The following is a 24,412-nucleotide window of genomic DNA, read 5'->3' as shown; positions in this document are numbered from 1 at the left end:
AAATTATTGCCTTTCACAAAAAAAAAAAAAAAAAAAAAAAAAAAAAAAAAAGACACTATAATTAAGGTGGGAAAAATAGTTTTTCCCAAACTGTCTGCCAATTTTTTGGTACACTGATTGATAGAATTGTAAGTACAATGAGTAACGTAACATAGTCATAGCGATATATACATAAAATAAAAAAGTGATATTTTAAAAAATATCATTTTTTTTATTTAAAAATAGTAATTTTAATTTGTGGTTTTAAACTTTCAACTAAGTCTCGTGAAGCAATCCCTGGACTAAAAGCTGTTGCTGAACCAGCACAAACGGCTATTAGCAATGCTGTTTGATAATCTTGTGTTTCTAAATAAGTACCAACAAAACCAGCAACCATCGAATCACCAGCCCCAACAGAATTTACTAATTGTCCTGTTGCGGTATTAGCTAAGTAAACATCGTGCGCAGTAATTAAAATACTACCATCCTTACCACTACTAATTAAAACATTTTGAGCGCCTTGTGCTCGTAGTTTCTGTCCTAAGGTAATAATTTCTGGCACTTGTTTAAAATGATAATTTGTTCCAAACAGTTCATTTAATTCGGCTAAATTTGGTTTAATCAAAAATGGCTTTGTGGCTAACGTTGACAATAACGCATCTTTTGTAGCATCAACCACAAATAAGATCTCATGGTCATAACAATAACTACTAATTATTTGATAAAGGTTTGGATCACAATTCCGGGGCAATGACCCTGAAATAATTAAAGAATCATTCTTTGTTACTTTTGTTTTAATCAAAGTTAGAATTGCTCTTATATCAGTTGATGTTACGGCAAACGCAACACCATTTAATTCAGTTTCTTGTTTTAGTGCTAAACTTTTAATTTTCATATTTGTCCGGGTTTTCCCACTGACTTCATGAAAATAAGCTGGCACTTGTTGCGCTATTAAATAATGTTCAAACATTTCTTTATTATCACGGCCCAAAAACCCTAAGGCGGTGGTTGGATAACCTAAGTGTCGTAACATAACAGCAACATTAATTCCTTTCCCCCCAATGACATCATATTCCCCTACTGCTTTGTTTGTTTCCCCTATCTGAAAATTAGGTACTTCAATGATTTGGTCAATGGCCGGGTTTAACGTTAATGTATAAATCATTTTCTTACTCCTTTATTTCTTATTTTAACATTATAAAAACCCAAATTATTGGGTTTTTATTAATTAATTTAAACTGCTAAAGTCATTTTTTTCGCTTTTAAGGCATTCATTCTTCAGAAACCAAGAATTAAAGCACTAATAAAGCTACCAATAATTAAAGCAACAACGGAAATTAAAATCGCTACACCAATCGAAGCTCCCTGGTTGCTAATTGTAAACCAGTTTTTGCCATTATCTTGAATTTGTAACAACGGAAAGACAAAGATTCCCCCATGCGGTGCTGCTAACGTTACGCCAAAACCACTCACAATTGCACCAGAAACAGCACTTCCAACCATAATTGATGGAATTGTTCGTTTTGGATCTGATGCAGCAAATGGAATTGCTCCTTCCGTAATAAAACACGCTGCTAAAAATCAGTTTGTATTTCCTTGTTCAACATCTCTTTTTGTTCAATATTTTTTAAACATTCTGGTACATAAAGCTAATGCTAATGGTGGTACCATTCCAGTTAACATTGCGGCTGCCATAAAGACTGTTCCCCCATTAGTTGAGCGAATCCCAGCATAAGCACTTTGGGTCGCATCAATCGTTAATGTTCCAAACACATAAGCCGCTTTATTAATTGGTCCCCCCATATCAGCAGCCATCATTAACCCTATAATAATTCCAATTAAAGCACTTAAATTATAATCAGCAATTGCTTTTAACCCTAAACCTAGGCCATAGTTTAAGTAACCTAATGGAATATTAAGCCCAAACATTAATACTCCGGCTGCTAACGCTGTTAAAACAGGGATTAAGACAATGTCTCGTACACCACGGACTGACGGATGGAAACGAGCAAATCCTTTTTGACAACCATAAACAACAAAGGCAACAAGATACCCCCCAATTAAGGCTCCAAAAAACCCAGAGTTAAAGTTTGAGATTGAGTCAGGAAATAACCGTCCCCATGTGTTAGCTCATCCTGTTTTTGTAGAAGTATCATATAACATTCCGGGGGCATTAGCAATTAACCCCGCTGTCATCCCTGGCAATAATCCTTGTGGTCCAACAATTGAGTAACAAACATAAGCCCCTAAAATTGGTACCATCATTCCAAAAATAACTTTTCCTAATCCAGAAAATCAAGCGGCAATATCTCGCGTTACTCCAAAATCACCACCACGATTACCAGAATCTAATAAGAATCCAATTCCTAAAATAATTCCTCCTGCAACAACAAAGGGTAACATGCGTGATACCCCCCCCAGCAGGTTTTTGGTAACATCCTTAAAGTTTTTTAGACTTAATTCTCCAACTTCATCATTCCCGCTTTTGCTGGCTTTTCCAACGGTTAACCGTTTGCCGGCAAGAGCATCATTAATAACTTCTTGACCATGATAAATAACATCTTTTGTACTTGTTTCTAAGTATGAAACACCATTCATCCGGTCCATTCCAGTAATTTTTTTATCAATTCCTAAAATAACTGCTTTTGCATTAACAATATCAGCTACGGTTAAAACATTTTCATTACCCCCGCGGCCTTGTGTTTCAACTTTAATTGTTAAACCCATTGCTTTTGCCGCTTCTTCCATCTTTTCTTTTGCCATAAAAGTATGGGCAATTCCCGTTGGACAAGCTGTAATTCCAACCACATCATAATGACCATCAGCTCTGGTTTGGGCTTTAGGTTCTGATGCTGGTTCAGCAAAAGCAGCGATAATATCAACAAAACTTTTTGCAGCACGAATTTTTGCAACAACTTCACTTTTACCCAAAAAGCTAGCAAGGTGCGCTAAGGCTTGTAAATGTTGTTCGCCCCCTTTTTCTGGGGTTGTAATCATAAAAATAACATCGACTGGCTTTTGATCTAAACTTTGTCAATCAACTGCTTTTTTTAGCGTCATAATTGCAATTGCTGGTTTAGTAACACTGCTACTTGAACAATGGGGAATGGCTAAACCATCACCAACTCCCGTTGGACCTTCTGTTTCGCGTTTTTCTAACGCTTTAATTAACTGTTCTTCGTTAGTGACAATTTTACTATTTCCTAACGCCGTTGCTAACATTTTAAAAACTTCGGTTTTATCTTTAGCAGCGGTTTTTAAAAACGTTGTTGTTTCGGTAAAATAATCAATTATCCTCATAATTATTTCTACTGCTTCCTTTCTCTTAATTTGTAATAATTTTAACTTCTGCTTGTGAAGCAAATTTTACTAATGATTTGACGTTAAATTTTGACTTGTCAGCTAAAACATAACTTTTTCGTGCTCGTTTAATAACCTCGGCTTTAATCATTGCTTCATCAGGATCAGTTGTATATAAATCAGCACCACTAATCCCATTAACCCCTAAAAAAGCACAATCAAGTTGATACTTTTGTAAGGTACTAACTGCTTCTCACCCAATTAAAGCCCCCGTTTGGTGTTTATATTTACCACCTAAGACATAAACATTATTAAACCCCGCTAAAGCTAGTAATTCAACATGAAAAATGGAATTTGTAATAATAACTAAGTCATCAGCTGGTTGCATTAACTTAATTAACGCTAATGTTGATGAACCAGCATCTAAATAAATACCCATCTTTGGTTTGATTTTTTTAACTGCTTGTTGCGCAATCAAATATTTTTCTTCAGCATGATGCTGAATTTTTTCATTTAATTGTTCTTCTAACCGAAATTCACGGCTCTTTTGCAGTTTAACTCCACCATGGACGCGTTTTAATAACCCTTGTTGCTCCATTTCCGTTAAATCACGGCGTAAGGTTGTCGGTGATAACTGTAACTTTATAATCAAGTCATTAACAAGCACTAAGTGTTGTTCATCTAAACAAGCTAAAATTTTTTCTCATCGTAATTCTTTTAACATCATCTCACCGTCTTTATTATAACTAATTTTTAACCAAAAACAACCAAAAATAACATAAAAAAACCAAAAAATAAAAAAACTGCTACTTTGTAACAGCTTTCTCAATATATGCTTCAATCACATCTTGTTCTTTTAAGTCATTATAATTTTTAACCGTTAGGCCACATTCAGCCCCAACTTTTGCTTCTTTAATATCATCTTTAATATGTTTTAATGAAGCTAATTCACCATCATAAACAATTACTCCATCTCGTAAAATTCGTACCCGTGATTTCCGTGGAATCACTCCGTCAGTAACATGACAACCAGCAATTGTCCCAATATCAGAATGACGGAAAATTTGGCGAACTTCAGCTTGTCCTAAGACTTCTTCCACCATTTCAGGATCTAACATTCCTTCAGCTGCAGCAACAATTTCTTCAGTTAATTTATAAATAATGGTATGTAAACGAATTTCAACCCCTTCATCTTCCGCTTTTTTTCGCACATGCGCAGTTGGACGAACATTAAAACCAACAATAAAGGCTTGACTTGCTAACCCTAAGGTCACATCACTTTCAGAAATTCCCCCCACAGTTGCTCGTAAGACATTAATTTTTACTCCTGGAATATTAATTTTTTGTAAACTTGATTTAACAGCCTCAACTGTTCCTTGGGTATCGGCTTTTAAAATAATGTTAATTTGTTTTAATTGCCCATCTTTAATTTGAGCAGATAAACTTTCTAACGAAAAGACTTGATTTTTATAACGTTTATTAATAGTATCTGTTGCTTTTCGTTTCAAGGCAATTTCCCGAGCTAACTTTTCATCACGAAAGACCATAAAACGATCTCCCGCATTTGGAACTTCACTTAAACCATGAATAATAACCGGGGTTGATGGTCCTGCTGTTTTGATTTTTTTGCCGCTTTCATCCGATAAATCACGAACATATCCAAAGGTGTAACCAGCCACTAAGGCATCTTTAATATTTAAGGTTCCTGATTGTACTAATAATGTTGCGACTGGCCCTAACCCACGATCTAAATGCGATTCAATCACTGTTCCTAACGCAAAACGATTAGGATTAGCTTTTAACTCCATTAAATCAGCCATTAGTAAAATTGTATCTAATAACTCATCAATTCCTTGTTTTTGTTTTGCACTTCCTTTGACATACGGAACAGTTCCCCCTCATTCTTCGGGAGTTAAATCTTCTTGTGATAATTGCATCATCACATTATCTAAGTTTGCGCCAACTTTATCAATTTTGTTAATAAAGACAATAATTGGCACCTCAGCCGCTTTAGCATGGTCAATTGCTTCTTTTGTTTGTAACATCACCCCATCATCAGCAGCAACAACTAATACAACAATATCAGTTACCGCACTTCCTCGTGCTCGCATTTGAGTAAACGCTTCATGCCCTGGTGTATCAACAAAGGTAATTTTCTCATCATTTTTAGTTTTAATTTGATACGCCCCAATGTGTTGGGTAATACCCCCATGTTCAGTACTAACAACATTGGTATTTCGAATTGTATCTAATAAGGTTGTTTTCCCATGATCAACATGACCCATAATTGTTACAATTGGGGGGCGTTTTTCTAATGATGTATCATCATCATTAACTTCAAAACTCTCAATTAAATTTTCGTGGGTTACTGATTTTTCACGTTTAAAATCTAAGCCAAACTCTAAACATAATTCTCCTAATTGTTCTTCACTTAAATAAGTATTTTGATTTAACATAATCCCTTTCGTAAAAAAATATTTAATAATTTCACTAACTGGTTTGTTAATTTTATTGGCAAATTCAGCAATTGTTAAGGCTTCCGCATAAACAAAAACCCCTTCATTGATATGTGCTTCAACTGTTTTTAATTGCGATTGAATGCGATGACGCTGATTTTTTGCTAATGATTTTTTATTTGGCTTATTATTTTTTTGATTATTCATCTGTCCCTCCTCCTTTTTTATTCTTTCTGATTTGTTAATAAAGTAAGTAAACTTTGTGCAAGATGACGATCACTAATCCCCAGGGTTTTAACATTTTCAGTTCCTAATGCTTGCTGGGTTAATGGTGACTCAAGACACTTAAAATAAGGAATATGATAATAAAAACATTTTTGTTCATATTTTTTTGCTTGGGTTGCACCCCCATCAACACTATTCAACACTAAAAAAACTTTTTGTTGTTTAATTGCTGCTAATAAAAGTGCACCAGTTACTACTTTTCCCGCTTTTTTTGCTAAACCAAGATAACTATAACCTTTGTGATTTAACATTTTTAATCTCACCCTTCATTAATTTCATGATATAACATCTCATAAAATTGGTCAGTTAACTTTACTTTTAAAGCACGCTCTAAGGCATGATTTTTTTTTGCTTTTTCATAAGTCTCTAATGTTGGTCGCAAATAGGCCCCCCGTCCATTTGCTTTCCCCGTTGGATCAATAATGATTTCCCCACTGGGAGTTTTCACAATCCGCACCAACTCTTTTTTTGGTAACATTTGTTGTGAAACAACACATTTTCGCAATGGTGTTTGTTTGTGGTTTGCCACGCGGATCCCTCCTTATTAATTATTTATTTTGATCATAATAGTCATCATAATCATCATAATCAATTTCTTCATCTTCATCTTGACTTTCTAATTGTTCATTTTCAAAATAAGAAATATTCTTTTCAATTTCTTGAATTTCTTCGACTAATACTTCTGGTGCTGCTTCTGATAAATCATCAACTTGATATTCATCTTCATTCATAATCATTGTTTCTTCCGCCATTTGTTCTTCAATAATTTCAAATTCTTCGACTGGTAATTCTACAGCAACTTCAACTGGTGGGGTTGCTGTTCCTTTTCCTTTAATTTTATCTTTTAATTTAACTTGTAAAGCCACCAATTCTTCATTTGTTAAATTTCCATTTCATAAAATTTCAACTTGTTTTGTTAACGCTTCACTATAACTCATAATGTTTAGTTTCCATTTTGTTAACTTGGCCACTAATTTAGCAGCACTTCCCCCCTTACCAATTGCTAACGACAATTGTTCATCAGGAACAACAACATCAGCTTCTTTGCCTTCATCATTGGTTGTAATCGAAATTACTTTTACTGGTGATAAGGAATTAATAATAAATTGTTGACTATTATCATCATAAATACAAATATCAATTTTTTCATCTTGTAATTCTGCTGTAACTTTATTAATTCGACTTCCTTTGCTTCCAACACAAGCTCCAATTGGGTCAATATTTTCATTAGTACTATAAACAGCAATTTTACTACGGCGACCAGGATCACGCGCAATTGCTTTTACTTCAATTACTTGTTCAAAAATTTCAGGAATTTCACGTTCTAATAAACGATATAAAAAATCATTACTTGTTCGCGAACCTGTAATTTGCCCAGCATTTTTTGATTTAACAATATCTTCTGCTAAAAAAGTAATTTGTTGGCCAACTTCATAATTATCTGAAAAAATTAAGTTTCGACGTGGAATGTAAGCAAAGGTGCGGTCAACTTCCACTAACAAATATTTTTCTTCCGCCGCAATAACAACTCCTGTCATTAAATACCCTTTTTGGACAATATATTCATCAAAAATTGAATCTTTTTCAGCTTCTTTAATTTGTTGCTTAATAATTTGTCCGACTTGAAAAATTGCTAACCGTGAAAATTCTTCCGAATTAACTGGTTCGTAAACTTTATCATCAACGGTAATTTGTTCTCCATATTTTTCTTTCGCTTCTTTTAAACCAATTTCTAACAAATCATCTTCAACTTTTTTAACAACTGTTAATTCTTTTTCAACCTTAATTTGTCCTGTTTTTTGATCAATATCAACAATAATTGTTGCTTCTGGATCAAAATGTTTTTCATAAGCTTTTTTAATTCCTTCTTTAATTGATTCTAAAATTAAATCGCGACTAATCTGTTTTTCACTAACAATTTCATCAATTGTTACTAATAATTTTGCACCATCAATCATGCTATAATATATCCTTTCTTAAAATTTAACTGCACAACGCGCAAATTTAATGTTTTGATAAGTTGTTTGTAAGGTTTTGCGAGCACCTTTCACAAAATAAGTAATCGTTACTGTTTGTTTTTCATCAACTGCTGTTAATTCACCACTAACTGCAGTTAAATTATTAACTTTTTCAATAAATTCAAAATAAACATAATGATTAACTTGTTGTTGTACTTCATTTCAATTCCGTAAAGGTCTCTCAGCACCTGGTGTTGAGACTTCTAACAAGTATTCTGCCAGAAACAAATCAAGGTCATCAACCAGATGATTAATTTCTTCACTAATAATTGTTAATCGGTCTAAATCAAGCACCGTTGTTTGATCTTCAATTAAAATTTGCACTACATTAGTTCCAAAATCTTGTAAATAATTAACTGCAAATAATGTTAAGTTCTGCTTTGCTAAATAACTTTCCAAAGCTGTTTTTAACTGTGCTTGCTGTTTTATAAATTCTTCCATGCAACACCATCCTTTTTTAAACTATCATAATTAAAATTATTGCCATTAAAGAAAGAGCACAATTGTGCTCTTTCTTCTCCTTTTTTAATTACATAGTTATTGTAATACTTTATTAACAAAAATGCAAATTTTTATAATAAAAGGTTAGGATAAAGAATTGGGTACCAGTATAGTACTATACCTATACATAGGGATAGAATATACCTTTATTATATTAAATTTACCGTCTATAAAATCTAAGAATAATGTATTCTATAAATATTAAACAACAAAATGATTAATTTTGCAATACAAAAATAACAATTTTAATTGCTTGTTTATGTATAAAAACTAAGCGTATGCTAACTCTGTAATAGCCTTACCTGTTAATCCGGCTTTAGAACCACTTTGAACTATTGGAATACTACCATAATTTGGTTTACCTACAACTTCATATGGATTAATACTATACTCAGGTAAAATTCACCTTGATGTCTTATTAAAATGGTCTTGTTCAGATACTATTGTCATTTCATAATTCTTTAATTCTGTTATAGGATCAAATCCATTAATTTTGGCAAATCGTAAATCTAACATATTTTGTAATACTTTTACATTCACTATTTTTGCCCCATATCCTAAAACTTGTTTAATATTATGTGAAATTTGTCCTTCTGCGCATACTCCCAAACATCATTTTTCTTTATATATTTCAATCCCTGCCTTATTTCGTTTGAGATAATTTATCACTTTTGGAATCTTATTTTTATTTGTTATTAAGTCATTTTTCTTATAACTAACAAGTAAATCTAATAATTTATCTACCTGACCAGTTGAATATAAATAACGAATTATTTTATAATGTAGTTTATGATACGCTAATGTTCTACTTGAAAGCAAACTTTTTGTAAATCTTAATGCATGGAATTTATCTAATACATAATCTGCATTTAATAAATTAGAGATTTCATAAATTCAATTAGCGCCATCACCACCAACGATTAATTTAGTATCATTATTTATAATATAAAATCTATTAATATGTTCTAATATTTCATTCATAAATTCTGATGTATTAATACCTTGACCTAATTTCACCATTTTGTAAAATACTTTTTTGTTCTCTAAAAACTTTTTGCTACTATCAGATTTTATATGACCCGTATAAGTAGTCAATGAACGTATCCGGTATTTATTACATTTTTTCTTTTCATTAATTGCCTTTAAAAAAGTATCATCTAAAGCAATATAAATTCTATTCCCAGTTTCTAATACATCAACTTTATTAACAGAATTATAATTAATAAACTCTGAAATATTTTCACGTTTAATGACATTACTTATAGTCTGAGTTGTTAAATGTGCTTTTGGAAAAGCTAATAAAATATCTTTATGTCGTAATCCATCGCCTATCATATTCAAAATAGTTAATCTTAAATCATGTGTTAATCTCTGATATTTCTTTAATTTAATATGATCATAAAATAATATTTTATATCTTCACTTTCCATAAGTATCTTTTTTTGAATTATAAAATTCATTATCTCAATATTTATATCGATGTAATTTTAATTTAATTTGACCAAAAATAGATATTAAATATCTCTTTTTATATCCTTTTGGCTTATATAATGGATTAGCTTTTCTAATATACTGAAATAATTCATCATCAATTTGTTCTAATGTTTTTACTAATTTTTCTCTGTACGTTTGTTGTGCCTCATGATTAAAGTGCTTAAAAAAATCATAAGGATTAAAATCATGAACCATATTTACTATTACCCTATCTTTATAAATACTACATTTTAACCATACTGATTGATACATTAATACATTTTCTTTATATATATTATAACATAAAATGCCTAAATCAGGCCATCTTTATATATGCTATATTCATATGCAAAATAAATTAGTATTGTTCTAATCAAATATATTACTAAATTTGAGAGATGCTGTGTTGCTATAAAATTTCCATACTCATTATCTTTAAAAAAATACTATCTTTTGAATGTGTAAAAGTATTTCTTAAATCCTTAAAAATGCCAAATAAATTACCCTTAAAATCTAAATCTGGATTAATTCACTTAATTGAACCATTAAAAAAATTTTATTTTCTAAATTATTCAATAACATCAATGTGCTATTAAAATTACCATTTAAATTTTTACTAACACTATTTAAATTATATTTTAAACCAGATTTTTTATTTTTGCTTCAATTGCTAAAAATTCAATAATTTTATCTATAATTTGATAAAAATTTATATAAATCAAACTTGATGTATTTTTAAGAATATAAATATTTTTATAATCTATTGGAATTAAATTATAAATATTATTATCATGTAATGTTTGAACCTTTAATCATATTGAATTTTGATAAATAGCCTTTAATTCATCTATTATTTTAAAATTGATTTTAGTATCATCAAATTTAAAATCAAAATTTCAAATATACTTTTCATCATAGGTATTTATATAATAATTTGATAAATATAATTCATCATCTAAAATATATCATTGAAATAATTCAAAGAGTTTATCACTTGAATATTCCTTCTTTATATTTAGGTTTAAATTAAATAAAGTCTCGTAGTCTATCTCAAAATATTTAGTTATTTCGCATAAACACTCTGTTACAAAAGCTGTATCAATTCTTTCTAAATCTCTTACTTTAATATTTTTCATATGTTCTAACCATCCTAAATTTTCCATTATTAAAAATGATACATATTTCACTAAATCTTGATTTTTTTCTTTATCAAATAGAATATTTAAATTCTTATTAAACTTAAATTTTGAATATACTGAAATCAATAATAGTGCATTTATTCATGATTGTATAGAATCGTTTTCATACATATATTTTCCATTAGAATCTCTTGTAATTCTATAACTGTTTACTAAAAATAACGCTATTGATGATATTTCTAAAAATTGATTCTTCTTCTTTAAAATATGCATATATGAAAAAACCAGTTGTGTTATACATCGAATTTGAGAATAACTCGGAAATTTAGATTTAAAAAAAAAATAAAAACTCTTGAAAATGTAAATTGTATATATTCAAAACATTTGCTTTCACTAATTTTTGTATATTCAAAACTTTCTTCTTTAAAAATTTTTATATATACACCTGAGACCAAGGCATATAACCACATAATATTTTCTAAAAATCAAAATCATCGTAATTTATATCTTGTTGCATATTATATATTTGTTTTAAAAATTTTCTGATTTCTATTATTTTGTCTGAACTAACTTTAACTGAACTATTAATTAAATTAATACATTCAGATCAACAGAATTAAAAAATGATTCTTCCATATCTTCTCCTCTACATTATAAAAAATAAATTAAATAACTAAATCATTTTTTGTATTCTATTTTTAAATAATTTAGATTTTTGAAAATTTATTACTTGCTCTTTATAATAATTTTAATAATAAACCTATACAACAAAAAAAAGCAATTATTCATTGCCTTTTTTATAAATATTATGTTCATTTTTAATATTAATGAAATGATTAAATTTCTCTGCTATTTCTTCTGCAAACTTAGTTAATCATTCAGGTTTTTTACGTAATATTACAGACGGATTCTGATGACTATCATAATCATTAGTTAATAAACTTAATTGATTAATAACAAATGTGATACCTTCATCCATTACTATTTGGCGTTTAGTTTCTTCAGCATTTGTTTTATCTAAATATTTTATCAATGCTCCAATTTTATAATTTAATAAGTTATTTAAAACATTAGACATAATTTCTGCAATTGGTGTCACATAGTTTTCTAACATATTTTGCTCAATTGATGATATTAATAAATCTGCTAAAACCTTATTTTTTGTGCCAGCAGAAGTTTTAACTACTTATAAACTGATTATATTTCTCAATTTGTTCTTTTGTGTATAATCTAATTCTAATTTCAACATTATTTGCCATACCTATTTATTTCCTTTCAAACTCGTTGGTTGTTTATCTTTATCAATAGAAATTTGTCATTCATCATTAAATGGAATATGTTCATTTCCAGATAATACGTTAGTGGCTTTTTTATCTTTAATATCTTTTTGTTTTTTCTTATTCTTAATAGATTTTTCTTTAACTGATTCTGTTTCATACTCTGGCATAATATAATTTTCATTTTTAAATGCTACTAACTCTTCTGATGTTACATTTCGATGTAAAAAATGACGGTCAAATGATGATAAAATAAATAACATATCACCACGTTTTGCACGCGCAATATTTTCACGTTCTGCAGCAGAAATACCTCCAAATGGTCTAAATAAAATACATAATTCTTCTAAATCATCTGGTGCTAGATGCATAATAGTCATAGTTTGAATATTATTTAAAATAGCTGTGGTTTTTTTATGAATTAATTGATTATCTCCACCACTAAAATCTTTTAAATTTTGAGTAGTTAATAATAATCTTGCCCGATATTTTCGTCCACGTTTGGCCATTTGATAAATAAAATTTAATCCAACCGGATTATCTGGATCAATACAACGGTGTGCTTCATCTAAAATAATTACAATATCAGAATCACCTTTTTGGCGATTTAATTTAATTTCATTTTTAACATAATTAAGAATTAAATATAATTGTGCTGCTGTAACATTAGGAACATCTTGATCCAATAAATCTTTAAAATCAATTACTGTAAAAATATTATTTAATTCTAATGTTGTATGTCCATTCCATAATTTTGCATATTGTCCATCACCAATAAAATCAAACTCTAATAAATCCTTTAAATCAGCTAATATTGGAGTTTTCTTTTCATTATATGATGCACATATCACATCATATAAATCATTAAAAGTAGGAAAATCAGCAGGTTCCAATTTACTTATATTTGTTATGTTTGTTATACCTTTACTATGATAAACTTTTTGGCATTCTGCACTTAAAACACGTAGTTCTCGCTCTTGTAAATCTTTATATAATGTACTAAAAAATTGTGTTAAAAATCGTAAATGAGTTGATAGTGGTTCTTCACTATAAACTTCATCCATTTCAGTTGCATCTAAAATGTTTTCATCTTTTGCTACTAAACTATTATCAAAAATTTGAAAAGGATTAATTCTAATTATTGCCCCATTTGATGCATTTAGATATTGCCCATCAAAGAAACTACAAATATTTCTATATTCACCTTCTGGATCAATAATAATTACTCTACGATTTTTTGTTAAATGATGAATTACTTCTTTATAAGTTGTTCATGATTTCCCATAACCTGACTTACCTCAAATAACACCATTATAATTTGTTCGATGTTCATCTAAATAAAATGTATCAAACAAAATAGTATCACCTAATAAATTATCACCTAAATAAAATCCAGTAGAATCTAACACACCACTATTAACAAATGGAAATGAATTAGCTAATGTATAACATGGCATTGGATGTCCTAACACACCAGTTAAAGCATCATCAGGTTTTGGCAGAATAGAACCATAATATTCCAATTGACGATATGCTAATGGGTCTAATACAATATCCATATCATATAATTGTTTTTTTAATTGTTTCTCTATTTTCTGTAAATCTTTTAAATTATCAGCATAATTCAAAAATAGAATATTAACAGTTTTTACAACATCATTCCCAGATGATACTTGTTCAATTAATGTTGTTAATACTTCTTCATCATATTTAATATCTGTTTTATTAATAAACCCCCGAGACATTACTTGTTTTGTCTGTAAATTATTTAATGCTGTTTGAATTTGTTTCTTAATTTTATGTGTTTTTTCATGTTTAATATTTCAAATCACAGTTTGTTCTAAATTTGCCAACATAGCACCCCATCCATTAGTTGGGTAATTAGGATACGAGTAAATACCATTTATTGAATAATACATTCCATCAGCTTTGAAATAATTTTTATGAAAACTCACTTTTTTAAATGTTACCAATGAATCTATCATATTTTCATTTTCATTTACTGTTTGTTCGCTATATAATTCACAAAATGGATTAAATAATCGCTTAATACTATTAATTAATTCATAACCTTTTAATTGTTTTAATTTAACATTAGCATTTTCAAATTGATTAATAATATATTGAATACTATTTATTTCATCTAATTTATTAAAATATAAATACATCACAAACATTTTTCTTGTTTTAATTTTATTTTCACTATCAATTGTACTATTCTTAAAAATTTTATTTGTTGATAGTAATTGGAACTTTCTAGCATTATAACCTTTTTCTGAAATAGCTTTTGTTTTAAATAAAGTATCACAATTATTTAAATTAGTTTTTATTTCATTTAAAGAATCACTAAAATCCATTGGTACTTCAATTTTACGAAAACTTACTTCAAATTCTAATGATTTTAATGCATCTCTAAATTCCATTATTTTTAATTCTTGAATTCTTTGATCTAATAATGAAATATTATAACCAGTTACATCAAATGCACAAATATATCTCCTTTTACCATTAATTGAACGAGTTTTTAAAACATTATCATCAATTAGTTTATCGTATGGAAATAATAAAGTTGTATCATTATCTGTATATTCTTTAAAAGTTTTTTTCTTAGCTAAGAATTTAAACATCAATGCTATTGCATACCAGCCCTTAACTCCTGGATAAACTTGAATTAACAATGGAATTAAAAAAACTAATCCAATAATAGCTAATGCTAATTTAAACGTTCATGGTGTTGGAATACAAAAAATGATAACTGCTAAAATTCCAATATATCCTAGAATAATTAATAATTCAATTAATCCAATTCCACGTCAAAATTCTAATCTAGTCTTTTTAATATTTTTGGGAATTATATTTTCATTCATAACTTCACATCCTTCTATTTTCTTTTACGGTTTTTGCCACCAATACCTTTGCGTTTTTTATATCAAAAGAACATACCTACTCCCCCCCTGATACTACACTTGTTATTGCAATTACTGCTGCAATTCATGCCTTATTCTTTTGAAAATAACTTTCACCCGGTTCAGCATCTGGTTTTGGTTTTGGCGGTTCTGGTGGATCGGGAGGAACTGGTGGTGAAACTGGATTATTAACTAAATTAAATGATGAACTTCCGATTGCTAAATCTGATGCATCATTTGCATAAAGAATAATTGTCAAACTAGTTTTACCAGTTGTCGTATCTAAAAATTCAGTTAATACTTTATCTGATAAATCACCTGGTGTATTATCATGTGTAACTGGATCTGCTTCTGGAATTTCAGTTGCCGTTATTCCATAATCCGTATTAATAACTAAATTATTAAAACTATATGTATCTAAATAATTTGTTACATTTTTAATAATTCATTGGCGTAGTTCATCAATCGTAAATTCTTTAAAATTAAAATCATAGTCTTTAAACTTAATTTTACTTAAATCAGAAACTAAATCTGGATTATAACTACTTGAATTTCGGACTTGAACATTAGCATTACCAATTAATAAGGTCGATGTTGCTAATGCTTTAATATTAATTTTTAAATATTGTGGTGCTGTTTGATTATTTAATAATGTGCTTAATCCACTAACATCAACATTAATATCTTTTCCATCTGGTGTATAGATAGAATAATCTACACCGATAATTGCCTTATTATTTTTTAATTTAATATATTTATCAACTTCAATATTAATAACATCTTTAATTTGAATGATATCATCCTTATTCATTTTTATTGCTGGAAGAGTTCCAGAAATATCAATATATTTAACTGGGTCTGGATCAGGTGGAATTCGTTGGGCAATAACGTCGGACGTATATTCTTTCCAATAACTTGATACTTGTTCAAATGTTAATTTACTAATATCTAATGAATTTAAACTTTTATAAGTTGCCAAATAATTCTTTAAATGAATTCCATGAACTGTTGTTCAAAAGTCTACTGCAATTGTATTATCATTTAAGACATCTAAAAATCTAGGATATTTATTTTGATATTCAGCACCCTATTAATACATATTTTTCATAGGCTAATCCATCATTAGTTTTAGTCACATAATGCCAAATTCCTTCTCATGATCAATATTTATTATCTGCATCAGATTCAATTTGAGTTAATTTTTGTTTGTCATTTGGATTATTATATTTAGTTAATTTATTATCTACACCTTCTCTTCGTACAGAGTCAACTTGTGTTTTATCAAATAATTGTTGTACACCCATTCCGGTAACTGAACCTTCAGTAATAAAACCTAAATCATAATCTTTAGGATTAACATTTGGATTAATTACTTCACCATTTTGATTTAATGGATCTAATGCAAATGGATATTCTGACTTCTTTTTGACTCAAATAATTTGTGTTTTTGTTCCTGTAGTTTTATTAACTTCTTTGTCATATTTTGGGTTTGGCTTTCCATCGATCGTTGGTTGAATTAAGGCATTTTGTTCTGGGTTTTTTGTTGGATTCCATGCATATCATTTTTGTTCTAATGTAGGAACTAAATTTGCTATTGTATATTTAATTTGATATTGCGATTTGTATTTTCCATCATCATGATAGACGATTATATCAAATACATTAACTCCTTGTGGTCCTTTATCAACTCTTTCATCTATCATGTTATAAATAAATTTATTATTTAATACTTCTACTTTTTCACCATTAACAGTCATTCATTCAGTTGAATCATCTGATCCATCAAATTCAATATGTGCTGTTGTATGATACTGAATGTTACCACCATAATTTGGAGTTACTTTACTTGGTTCCAATTGAATTCCTGTATCTGGAATCATTCCCTGTGTAGAATCTTGTGGATTAACAATTTGTCCAGGCATAATATGTAACCTTTCTCGTAATGATTTTCCTCAATATCCTGATGACAATGTTATATTTATTGGTGTATAAAATGTTCAGACTTCTTGTTGTTTAGAAGTTGGATTAATAAATTTGATAACTATAGTGGATTGTCTTGTTGAATTATTAAAAGAATATGGCTGAATATACTGCTTTCAATCATAATAATCATTTCCCAAAACGCTATTAATTACTGAATTAATTTTTGTCGTTAAATCATTTCCTTTACCGGTTGGATCAGTTATATTTCTTTTATCATCTAAAGCACCTGAATAATCTGACTCAAAATTTATTTGCCTTGATAAATTGGATTGTAAATTGCTTTTAATTGTTGCTAAATTCTGATTTGAATTAATCGTTATTTTTGTTACAGATAATTCACTAGTTGTATCAGTTCATGAAGAGTTTCCACCTTGATACATTCAACACTCTACATAAAATGTAAACCATAAATAACCAGCTAAAGCTCCAGGTTGAATTAAAATTTGTGCTAAATTTGATGCTTGATTTTGTGTTCTATTTTGAGACCATTTAAATACATCATAATCCCTATTTGATGAAGCTAAACTCAATGTAATTGGACCAGAATAACTCTGGTTACGCCCAAATCCAGATGAACTAGAAAGGGCACTAAATTCAAAAGTAATAGATTTATAATATTTATAAAATGTACTTTCATCTTTTACAAAATCTGTATATTTTCTATAGTATGTACCTGTATCTTTATCGCTTAATGTTGTTCACCATGAATTTGTACCCTTATAAACTTTAAGATTTATATTTGAATATAATGTTATGTTTGGATAAAATGGTGAATTACTATATGCATAAAATATATTAGATAATTGAGTTGTTGTTAACGACATCAATGGAGTTGTAGGTAACATACTAGTTATTAATATCGCTAATAAAAATTTCATCTAATTCCTCCTTTCCTTCATTATTATTTTCATTTAACTTTTGTAATGTCTCTTTATTTTGAAAGTAAATCTTTTGTTTTCTTGCTTTGTATCGTTCAACAATATCAGACATTTTTTTCAAATAAATAACTAAATCACTACCTAAAATTTTATGTGGTGATAATAAGCCTTCTTTATCTCAATGCATATATTCATATGTTTTTAAAATTCCAACTGTTGCATAATTTTTGTTATATTTATTTGGATGGATACAATTTAAACTAAGTTTAATAACCCCATAGGGATTTAATAAACCTAGAACTTTTAATGGAATTTTTACATTGCCCTTTAAATCTGATTCTTTCTTATTCTTTATTAATCATTCCGTTTTAATTTGAAAATTTAATCAATCAGTATTAGTTTTATTACTCATAATTATCGCCTCCTTTAAACATAAACTCCAATATAAATTCCAATAAATGTAATTGCAAGTAGTAAACACGCAATAGCAATACTTAACAAAATTCTAAATTTTAGAATTTCTTTACTTTCTAATTCTTTTAGTTTTAATTTAAACTTTCCAGATGATTTAATATATTTTTAATCATGTAATAACTGATAATAAACATAGTTATAACAAATATAAAAATAAATATAGTTAAGACATATTTCATATTATTTCCCCTTTCTTACCATTAAATTTTCAAAAATTGATTTACTTTGCATTTCATAAAAAGATGATAATGAACTATGACGTTCTTTTGCTATTGTCTTATTAAATGTGACTAGTAATTTATCAAAAATATTTCATTTAATAGATTTCTTTTTATTAAGATTAAATCGCTCATTAAAAATAGATTCACTTGTTCTTACAAATGATGGTGATTTTTTACCCTTTTTATAATCTGGAACTTCATCTTTAATAAATTTTAAAATATTATTTGCGATTGCAATTTTTAAATGATTAATTCTGTTATCTTTATAATTTAAAGCTAAATCTGTTCTAACTTTATTCGTTAATGATTCTTCAACCATTTCTTGTTGTTGATTAGTTAAAATATTTTCGTATTCATCATATGAATTTTTAATAACTGTAGAATTAATAAATTCATTTAAGAAACTATCCATATGTTTTCTTGCTCTATTAAAATTTGAACTTTGATATTGTAATCGACCTTTTGTAGGAATATGTTCTAATAGTTTATTAAATTTAACTGATAAAGTATTATTTGTTTCATTATCATAAATCTTTTTAATTTCTTTTCACGTTAACGTATCATCACTTTTATTCATTACGATTGAATCACGTAGAATATTCAAATTATGATACATTAATGAATTGTTTTTAATATAACTATTTACCTTAAACTTAAATTCATCTCATGCTTTATTTAAATTCTTTTTATTCATTTTACCTGGATCAGTATATTCATATTTACCCGTTTTATAATTCATTCTTTTAGGTTCTTTTTCTCATAATAAGAAATGAACATGTGGATTGTCCGTATTTTTATGAAAAGCAGCTTTTCAATTAACATTACTTGGATCCATTCCATAACCTTTAATAAGAGTATTAATACAATTCTGGGTAACTTCCATTGCAGCACGTTCAGTCGTAATTTCAAATTGTGATGCAAAACTACTATCTAATGATCATACTCCATCAATGTAAGTTACTTTGTTTTTTCGCATACTTTTTTTGGTATTTTTAATACCGTCAATCATCATTTTACCGTTTGCATCAAACAATCCTGTTGAACCTGGACGTTTAGAATAATAATCAAATACTGTTCCATATTCTTCACATGAATTTTGAACTACATTTTCTAGTTTTAATAATTGCTCATGGGTATGAGATTTTTCTACTACATCAGTTTCAATTTCTTTGCAAATAGCTTCTTCACGTGTAACATAGTTATCTCATCCAGAATCTGAATAATAATTATATGTAGAACTACCATATTTTGAATATCGAATTTGTCGGCCCACAACTGGTGGTGTTGAATTTAATTTGTTTTGCATATCAACCTCCAAAAAATATATCTATGTAAAAATAAAAAACTTCGAGCACCAGCACAAACATATACTAAAAAGTATATCTTTATTTGCCGGTACTCGAAGTACACGATGGCCTATTTAATTTTTACAAAATAATTATAACACTATTTCTTATAATATGTATATTTCATTAAACGCTTTTTTCGAACCTTTATACGAATTTACAACAAAATTAATTCAAAATTCAAAATGAAAATATTCATGTGGTAAAATTTGGTGATTCATTATTATTCCTAATTTTATTTCATCTGTATTTATATAATTACTTATTTTTATCACTTTTTTATTAATAATTTCTCCAAGATATTGCATTTTTTTATCAAAATCAGAATCCATTAATTTAGTAATTTTTTTATCTATAGTTTTTATAAAATTATCCTTGTTTCTTATATCAGAAACATCATAAAATAATTTAGCATATTCTGTAATTTCAAACCCAATTGTATATGAAGTAACTGTATTTTTAAAAATAAAATCTGGACCATTATATTTCCCTTGATCAATACTACCACTTTTAATATATTTCTCTAAAATAAAATTTTTCTTAAAGAAATTGAAAGCTGATGATAATAATTCATATCATGAAATCAAATTAATTCTGCATCTGTAAAATAATTATCACTCTCATATTTTGATAAAAGTGAATTAAGAAGCGAATCGTTTTCATATTTAAATACACATAATAATGTATATATTTTTTTATAAAAAGTTCATTTATTCTTTTATCATGAAAATCTAATTGCATTTTTTCAGATAATTTATGTTGAAAATATAAATTTTTAAATATATTAATTTCATGATCTTCACATAAATAAAAATATATGAGAATAAATCTATCTGTAGATTTTTTAACTAATTCATATAAGTCATTAAATACATAATCTAGTTCAAATTCACTCAAAAAACGATTTTCATAATATTTACTATTTTTAAGTGTTTCAAAAAAAGAAAGTGGTATTTTTAATTTAATTGATTGTCTTTTACAATTTTTAAAATTACAAATTTTATGTTTAAAATAATTATAAAAATTTACTAAGAAATCTTTTTCTGTTGCTATCCTATCATTTTTCATTACATATTGAAGTTCTATACATATTCCTTCTTTCTATATTTTAGTTCTTTAACATTATATCAAACTATTAAAATCTTTAACCCATAGTTTTGCACATCTTTAACCCAAAGCAGGAAAAGAGTTGTCCACACATCTTAAAAAACACTATATTCCATATAGGTTTTTCGTGTGTCCAACTCGTTTAAAAGTATGCGCAGATTTGTGCATATATTAAACCCCATATTTATTGGGTATTTAATATATGTGTGGACAACTCTGCGCATACTTTGGACAACTTGGAAAACCAAGTTTCAAAAAAAGGACTTTCGTCCTTAATCGTTTATTACTTTGCTATCACTAATGATTTAATTTGTACACTTATTTCATCTATTTGAATACGTACAGCTTTAATTTGCTCTTTAATTTCTCTTGATGAATGAAATTTTTCTTCTTCAAGTAAATCTTCTAATAATGTAACTAAATCAATCTTTTGTTTTTGAAGGTCCTTAACTGTAAGTTTTTCTTCTACTAACTCATTGCTACTTTCTATCTTATTTTCTTTAACACAATCACTTAAATCAAAGAAATAATTATTGGCGAATTCATCATCAGTCATTGGAATTTTATCAATGTCTGGAACTGCTCCAATTGGATAATCATCTACTTCTCACATTGGTATAAATTTAGTACGCAAGGGATTCTCATTTGTATAAATTACAATCCCTTCATTTTTTTCAAATTTCATTACTTGATCTGATGATATTAATTCTATTCCTTTTTCTTGACTCTGTTTATTTTTATTTGAGTATGAATATGATTCAATTGTTTTTTTACCTACAAATTTTGAATAATATTCAGCAGTTTTAGCATTCATAGTTTGAATAATTATATGCATATGACAATTATCTAAAATAGTTTCTGCTGCTTCTTTATAATTTGTATTTAATTGTGTTCTACTTTGAATTACTAAAGTGAATCAAATATTTCTACCTCCACTAACAGTTATTTTTCTATCCATATCTGGAATAACTAATGTTGGAAACTCATCTAACATAAAATAAAATGGTCTAGTTAATTTACCTTTAGCATTATCTGCTTGTTCTATTAATAATTTATATAATTGCGTAATAAACAAACTGGCAAATATATCTTTATCTTTTTTATCATCAGGTGATACTAAAAATATCACAGTAGGTTCAGATATTATTTTTGATAAATCAATTTCATTTTGGCTAATTAAATTCCTAATAATTGGATCACTAAATTTATTTAATCTATTTTTTAATGTAGAAGCTATGTCATTTAAAGCATCACCACTAGCATCAATTGATCCTGCTGCGATTCTAGCCACATGTGTTGAAGGTAAACTAAGAAAGTAGTCCTTCAATGCTGCAATATTATTAACGATAGGGATTATTTCTGCTAAATTAAATTTGTTTTGATCAAGAGAATTGCTTTCTTTCATTTCATATAGTATTCCTAATAAGATGCCTTTTGTAATATCACGTGCCCCAGAATTTCAAAACTCATCTTTTGAATTAGTTGAAAAAAATAATGTTTCACAAATATCATTAATATAATCAATAGCTTTTTGCTTATATAAAAATGATTTGAAGTTTTGATTTAATTCTTTCTCATCTTTTTCCAATCTACAATATTCTTCCCAATTACTAAATGCACTTGCTAAGACATTTCATGAATATGAATGTTCTGGATTACGTAAGTCAATTTTAATAACGTTATATCCATTATCTTTAAATATTTGTGAATCTTTACTATACAATTCCCCTTTTGGATCAGTTATGCATAAACTTGGTTTAACACTACAACGGGCCATAACTTGTAAAGTAGGTTTAACAAAACCTTGTGTTTTACCTGCTCGTGTACCAGCAACAATAATAGTATGTGCATCTTTTCTGATGTTTACTTGAATTTTTCCTTTTTTGTTTTCTTCACTTTTTACAACAATCCCATAATTATTTTTAGGATTAAATAAATCAACTTTAGCATATTTTTCATCAATTTCTTTATCTGATAATCATTTAGCTGAACCATATGTATTATTCTTACTTTCTTTACTATATATTTTGCTTTTACTTGCAAATATCTTATAAAATACAAAAACTAAGTAAATAACAATTGAAAATAGGACTATATACAATAAAGTATTATTTTCATTGGTTTTAATATAATCAATTACTATATCTAAACCTATTCTTCTTATTTTTATTAAAGATAATAGAAATGCTGAACTAAACAATACAAAAGTTAAGTAAAAAGGAAATAAAATGGTAAAGAAGATTAACAAATGTTTTTTAGCTTTTAATTTCTGTTTCATTATCTACCACGACCTTTGTTTTGCATTTGTAATAAATTATTATTCAATTCTTGATTAATTTGTTTTTCTTGATCCAATTTATTTTTCAACTCTTCAATTTGCATTTTCATTTCGATGAAAATATCTGGAACAGATGATAGTGTATTAACATGTACATCATAAATTTTATTTATTATCTCCTGTTTAACTTTTTCATCTTTGATAACATTGAATTTATTACGTGTGATATCATTGCCAATTATTTCATCTTTAGTTAAATTCTACATCTCATCAATATCTAAAAATACTTCTCTACCTTTATTATTATATTTAACATGAATATTAGGATGATATTTTACTTCTTTTCCACTACTTTTCTTAACAGTTTCAAATGGAATAACTTTATATAGATTTCCAATTTTTCCAACTACTACACCTGGTCGTTTTTTAGCATATGTAACATGGCATTGTCCAACTCCATCAGTACTTGTTTTATTAATTTGAATAATTTTAATATTTTTATTATTTAACTCTTTTGCTAATACATCTCGATGTATTTTTCAAAATCATACAATATTATATATACGATAATCTTTATTCATACTTTATTTCCTCACAATTAAAAAATCACTTTACTAAGAAGTGATTTTAATCGTGCGCTACTTATTTCTAAGTGCCTGGCTCATATGAGCAATCCTCATTAATATAATAACATATTAATAATATTTGTAAACCACTTCTTAATATTTATGTAAAAATAAAAAACTCCGAACACCAGCACAAACATATACTTAAAAGTATATATTTATTTG

At 27.8% G+C, this 24,412-nt stretch carries 18 protein-coding genes and 1 pseudogene; all 19 read right to left on the bottom strand.

What is annotated here, in order from left to right:
- Window positions 1-211 precede the first annotated feature (211 nt).
- The 19 genes and pseudogenes from pfkB to E7Y35_RS05980 all read right to left on the bottom strand — a co-directional run bounded on the left by pfkB (window position 212) and on the right by E7Y35_RS05980 (window position 24,202).
- Entirely contained in the window at window positions 212-1,144 is a 933-nt protein-coding gene (pfkB, locus tag E7Y35_RS06075) for a 1-phosphofructokinase (protein ID WP_283272096.1), read from the bottom strand.
- A 68-nt stretch (window positions 1,145-1,212) separates the two neighbouring features.
- On the bottom strand, window positions 1,213-3,279 hold the full coding sequence (locus E7Y35_RS06070; protein WP_283272095.1) for a fructose-specific PTS transporter subunit EIIC: 2,067 nt from the start codon (window positions 3,277-3,279) through the stop codon (window positions 1,213-1,215).
- Between the two features lie 25 nt (window positions 3,280-3,304).
- A complete protein-coding gene (locus E7Y35_RS06065) occupies window positions 3,305-4,006 on the bottom strand; it encodes a DeoR/GlpR family DNA-binding transcription regulator (RefSeq protein ID WP_283272094.1) in 702 nt (233 codons plus the stop codon).
- A 79-nt stretch (window positions 4,007-4,085) separates the two neighbouring features.
- Complete coding sequence (infB, locus tag E7Y35_RS06060; RefSeq protein WP_283272093.1) at window positions 4,086-5,942, bottom strand: translation initiation factor IF-2; 1,857 nt, start codon at window positions 5,940-5,942, stop codon at window positions 4,086-4,088.
- 17 nt (window positions 5,943-5,959) lie between these two features.
- Window positions 5,960-6,271: a L7Ae/L30e/S12e/Gadd45 family ribosomal protein gene (locus tag E7Y35_RS06055; protein WP_283272092.1), complete on the bottom strand. Its 312-nt coding sequence runs from the start codon at window positions 6,269-6,271 to the stop codon at window positions 5,960-5,962.
- Between the two features lie 2 nt (window positions 6,272-6,273).
- Window positions 6,274-6,549: an RNase P modulator RnpM gene (gene rnpM, locus E7Y35_RS06050; RefSeq protein ID WP_283272091.1), complete on the bottom strand. Its 276-nt coding sequence runs from the start codon at window positions 6,547-6,549 to the stop codon at window positions 6,274-6,276.
- A 19-nt stretch (window positions 6,550-6,568) separates the two neighbouring features.
- A complete protein-coding gene (gene nusA, locus E7Y35_RS06045) occupies window positions 6,569-7,978 on the bottom strand; it encodes a transcription termination factor NusA (protein WP_283272090.1) in 1,410 nt (469 codons plus the stop codon).
- 18 nt (window positions 7,979-7,996) lie between these two features.
- Entirely contained in the window at window positions 7,997-8,479 is a 483-nt protein-coding gene (locus E7Y35_RS06040) for an LSm family protein (protein WP_283272089.1), read from the bottom strand.
- Between the two features lie 330 nt (window positions 8,480-8,809).
- Entirely contained in the window at window positions 8,810-10,285 is a 1,476-nt protein-coding gene (locus E7Y35_RS06035; RefSeq protein ID WP_283272088.1) for an Mbov_0401 family ICE element transposase-like protein, read from the bottom strand.
- 365 nt (window positions 10,286-10,650) lie between these two features.
- Window positions 10,651-11,424: a hypothetical protein gene (locus tag E7Y35_RS06030; protein ID WP_283272087.1), complete on the bottom strand. Its 774-nt coding sequence runs from the start codon at window positions 11,422-11,424 to the stop codon at window positions 10,651-10,653.
- A 508-nt stretch (window positions 11,425-11,932) separates the two neighbouring features.
- On the bottom strand, window positions 11,933-12,265 hold the full coding sequence (locus E7Y35_RS06025) for a hypothetical protein (protein ID WP_283272086.1): 333 nt from the start codon (window positions 12,263-12,265) through the stop codon (window positions 11,933-11,935).
- A gap of 147 nt (window positions 12,266-12,412) precedes the next feature.
- Window positions 12,413-15,295 (bottom strand): Mbov_0397 family ICE element conjugal transfer ATPase, encoded by a 2,883-nt coding sequence (locus E7Y35_RS06020; protein WP_283272085.1) that lies wholly within the window; start codon window positions 15,293-15,295, stop codon window positions 12,413-12,415.
- Between the two features lie 76 nt (window positions 15,296-15,371).
- Window positions 15,372-18,195, bottom strand: a pseudogene (locus tag E7Y35_RS07150) (Mbov_0399 family ICE element protein).
- Window positions 18,164-18,607, bottom strand: coding sequence for a hypothetical protein (locus tag E7Y35_RS06005; RefSeq protein WP_283272082.1), 444 nt, complete (start codon window positions 18,605-18,607; stop codon window positions 18,164-18,166). The pseudogene E7Y35_RS07150 and the gene E7Y35_RS06005 overlap by 32 nt, the downstream one beginning before the upstream one ends.
- Before the next feature lie 242 nt (window positions 18,608-18,849).
- A complete protein-coding gene (gene mobL, locus E7Y35_RS06000) occupies window positions 18,850-20,196 on the bottom strand; it encodes a relaxase MobL (RefSeq protein ID WP_283272081.1) in 1,347 nt (448 codons plus the stop codon).
- 147 nt (window positions 20,197-20,343) lie between these two features.
- Entirely contained in the window at window positions 20,344-20,823 is a 480-nt protein-coding gene (locus tag E7Y35_RS05995) for a hypothetical protein (protein WP_283272080.1), read from the bottom strand.
- A gap of 1 nt (window position 20,824) precedes the next feature.
- On the bottom strand, window positions 20,825-21,304 hold the full coding sequence (locus tag E7Y35_RS05990) for a hypothetical protein (protein ID WP_283272079.1): 480 nt from the start codon (window positions 21,302-21,304) through the stop codon (window positions 20,825-20,827).
- A 322-nt stretch (window positions 21,305-21,626) separates the two neighbouring features.
- On the bottom strand, window positions 21,627-23,621 hold the full coding sequence (locus E7Y35_RS05985) for a VirD4-like conjugal transfer protein, CD1115 family (RefSeq protein ID WP_283272078.1): 1,995 nt from the start codon (window positions 23,619-23,621) through the stop codon (window positions 21,627-21,629).
- 260 nt (window positions 23,622-23,881) lie between these two features.
- Window positions 23,882-24,202, bottom strand: a complete 321-nt coding sequence (locus E7Y35_RS05980; protein WP_283272077.1) for a hypothetical protein — start codon at window positions 24,200-24,202, stop codon at window positions 23,882-23,884.
- Between the last annotated feature and the right edge of the window lie 210 nt (window positions 24,203-24,412).

The sequence above is a fragment of the Spiroplasma sp. SV19 genome (assembly GCF_030060925.1).
In the GTDB taxonomy this organism is placed as follows: domain Bacteria; phylum Bacillota_I; class Bacilli_A; order Mycoplasmatales; family Mycoplasmataceae; genus Spiroplasma.
Note: the sequence above shows the minus strand (reverse complement) of the source record. Positions and strands in the feature narration are given on the sequence as shown.